The 3,407-nt window shown below is 34.7% G+C and carries 3 protein-coding genes; all 3 read left to right on the forward strand.

Features of this window, described 5'->3' with window-relative positions:
• Positions 1 to 111 precede the first annotated feature (111 nt).
• A complete protein-coding gene (locus tag ND812_RS18305; RefSeq protein ID WP_265376752.1) occupies positions 112 to 903 on the forward strand; it encodes a class I SAM-dependent methyltransferase in 792 nt (263 codons plus the stop codon).
• A 193-nt stretch (positions 904 to 1,096) separates the two neighbouring features.
• Positions 1,097 to 1,615: a DUF3806 domain-containing protein gene (locus tag ND812_RS18310; protein ID WP_265376753.1), complete on the forward strand. Its 519-nt coding sequence runs from the start codon at positions 1,097 to 1,099 to the stop codon at positions 1,613 to 1,615.
• 690 nt (positions 1,616 to 2,305) lie between these two features.
• On the forward strand, positions 2,306 to 3,247 hold the full coding sequence (locus ND812_RS18315) for a hypothetical protein (RefSeq protein WP_265376754.1): 942 nt from the start codon (positions 2,306 to 2,308) through the stop codon (positions 3,245 to 3,247).
• Positions 3,248 to 3,407: the final 160 nt, after the last annotated feature.

Below are 3,407 nucleotides of genomic sequence, written 5' to 3' on the forward strand. Positions count from 1 at the left end.
CTCTTGACGCAAGAAGATGCGCCGACGCTAACGCCCCAATGGGGCTCAGCTACGGACAACGTTGGTTAGCTTGTTCGTTATGCGTAATAGTTGGAATTCTATATAAAAAACATGGAAACTTACGATAAAATCGGGATTAATTATAATAAAACAAGAAAAGTTGATCAGAGGATTGCTTCTATTATCGAAGAAAACCTACAACCAAAGGGAATTAACCTTAAGTTATTGGATGTTGGTGCTGGAACAGGAAACTATTCGAATTTCTTTTCATCAAAAGGATATAATGTTACTGCACTTGAGCCTTCAGAGATTATGCTTGCTCAAGCATCACATAACAATAACATTAAATGGATAAAAGGTTCCGCCGAAGATATCGACATTCAAGACAATTTTTTTGATGGCGTTTTCTCGGTCTTAGCTTCTCATCATTTTAATAATTTACAATTAGCTATTTCGGAAATAAATCGAACCTTAAAATCAAAACATTTTGCTGTCATTTTTAATGCTGATCCTTCACTAGTTAGCAAAAAATCATGGCTATTTGATTACTTTGAAATTGTTTTCGAAAAAGCTATATCAAAATATATTAATATTGAAAGTTTTAAATCTCTGATTCAATCTACTGCGAATACACATGTTAAAATAATTGATTATCCGCTACCAGATAATCTCACAGATAATTTCTTTGCTTCCGGATGGAAAAAACCATCATTGTATCTTGATCAAACTTTTATATCCGGAATTTCTCCATTAGCTAGCTTAGAAACAAATACATTAAATCTAATCCAGGAAAGATTAGAAAACGATTTAAAGAATGGAACTTGGAATAATAAATACGGACAAATTTTGGAAGAAAACCATTTTGATGACGGATATCGATTCTTGATTTGGCAAAAACCTTAACACCAACTACTACGCATAACAGCGTCTACTCACTGCGCTTCGGCACAAGGCCTCGCTTGGGCTACGCCACATTTCCCTTCTGTCACTCGCTCGCATACGCAAGCTGCGTGCCAGTCCCTAACGTCCCGTCCGGGACTCAGGGTCGGGAAACGTCGAGTAGACTAGTTCGTTATGCGACATCTGAAATAATTTTATGGATTTAAATATGAAAAAAAGAATGATTAAATTTTTAATTATATTTTTGCTTATTCAAACAAACGACATGACTTCTGAACCTATTTACAAAGATAAAAACTTATCAATTTTCCCATTAAATGATATGGAAACGCAACAATTGAATGATTTGCGAGCCATGACTTTAAAATTCTGTAAAGAAAAATTGAATAAAGAGATAAAATTTCCAATTTCATTAGAAGACCTCCAGTTAGCGACAAATCATTTAAATAAGAATACAGATCCTAATATCACTTATGGAATCGGAGTTATTATCGGCGACATTTTAGTTCAGAAACATAACATGAAATGGCTAGCTGTTGAAGATGAATACGGAAGAGATCCTGTTATTTTTGTAGATAGAACTCTATACTACATAGGTACCCTAACATTAATTTCAAAAAGAATTGAAGATGGCGAAAAAATTGATATTAAGTATTTAATTTCACAAATTGAAGACCATATGAAAAAAAATTTTAAGCAATATAAAACTTATTAAATAGTATATATAAAAACAACTGTTATCTTTATTCATTTAAGAATAGATCTGTAAAAATTTTAAATTCGTAAATATATCGAAACAAATAGTAAATGGAATTTAAATTATATTGGTAAATTTTCAGACGCCGCATAACAGCACCTTACCGCTACGCTTCGGGACTAGCCCTCGCTCGGGCTACGCCAAATCCTCCTCCTGGCATTCGCCTTGCTTACGCAAGCTACATGCCAGTCCCTAACGTCCCGCTGGGACTCAGGGACGGAGGACTTCGGTAAGGCTAGTTCGTTAATTGCAATTAGTTGATCTTCAGAAGAAAACGCGCAAATTTTTTTAAGAGGGTGTTGTCGATTAACGCTTTGGAAGAGAACAATTAATGCTTTTCTCTCCATTAAAGTACAGTCAATGATTTTTGCTTTTTAAGATTTAAGAGAAATTTGCGCTGGATTGTAGAACCCTTTCGACTAAACTCTTTTTCTATACTTACTAACTGCAATTAACAGCGCCTTAACGCTCACTCGGGCTCTTTTCCACTGCGCCTTTGATTCCTGATGAAATCAAGGCTTTGTGGGGCCCTCGCTCGGCCTAAAGGCACATTCCGTGTTACGCTAACGCCTCCTCTAGAGGCTCAGCTACACGGAACGTCGTTAAGGCTGATTCGTTATACGACATTTGATAAAAATTCAGGAAAACATGAAAATAAAAATAATCAAACTTACTATATTCTTTTTTTTCTTCACATCGGTCAGTCATTCACAGAATTTGGAATTAACCGATTCAGGCTTTAATCTACCTTCTTTAATTTATCAAAATAGCAGGAACAATAACATCAATTCTGATGTAGATGGTATTGTATCTAAAATCATTAAAAATAAAGATGATAAATATTTAGTTTTTATTAAAACTAAAACTTCATACTTCTATAAAAACAATCTATCCGTTGAAAATTATGATTTAATCTATGGAAATATCGAGAAAGTCTATATAAAAGAAAATGACAAGATTAATTACGGAACCGCTATCGGACTTTGTGAGCCAGAATGTTTTGTTACATCTAGTTTCGAAAAATTGTCTCCTTTCCCTATCAGATTATCTCAAAGAAAAGCAATAAAATTTGACAACTATTACTTTTTTACTCCTGATTGGATTAATAAATATAATACTAACTTTCTATCATTTAGATCTATATCCTCACTACAAAACTTTCTCAATGATTACTTCAATCGGTGGAAAAATGAGAATGATGATCCTAGTGATTTCACCGTATTCCATACAAATTCCATTGATAGAATTCGATTTCAGATTAATTTATCGGAATATCCTAAAGAAATTTTAAGAACGGAAGGTTTATTTCACACTGAACATCAAATTTACTCCACGCCTGATTTATTCTTTACAGAAAGCATAATTACAAAATACAAAATCCAAGGTTACTCACCTGTGATCTTCTGGCAAAAAAATTATGACACTTATTTGAAAGAAGAATACAAACTAAACTCACCGTTATTTGTTTATGCAAGTGTTACAACTATAGATCACATAAACAAAAGAATTTATATTTGTGCACGGGATTTTACACAGATTGACGACGAAAAAGTCGTTAATGATCGATTGAATCAATATCAGAATCCATAAATATCAAACGTCGTATAACAGCACCTTAACGCTTCGCTTCGGCACGAGGCCTCGCTCGGTCTGCGACACATAGGCTTCTGGCACTCCCCTTGCCTGCGCAAGTGTCGTGGCCAGTCCCTAACGTCCCGTAGGGACTCAGGGTCAGCCTACGTCGTTAAGG

Origin of the sequence: Leptospira limi (assembly GCF_026151395.1) — a bacterium.
Classification (GTDB): Bacteria; Spirochaetota; Leptospiria; order Leptospirales; family Leptospiraceae; genus Leptospira_A; species Leptospira_A limi.

Coding starts and splice junctions, on each gene's coding strand:
- ND812_RS18310 (WP_265376753.1), top strand. CDS start 1,097: ATGGATTTAAATATGAAAAAAAGAATGATTAAATTTTTAATTATATTT.
- ND812_RS18315 (WP_265376754.1), top strand. CDS start 2,306: ATGAAAATAAAAATAATCAAACTTACTATATTCTTTTTTTTCTTCACA.
- ND812_RS18305 (WP_265376752.1), top strand. CDS start 112: ATGGAAACTTACGATAAAATCGGGATTAATTATAATAAAACAAGAAAA.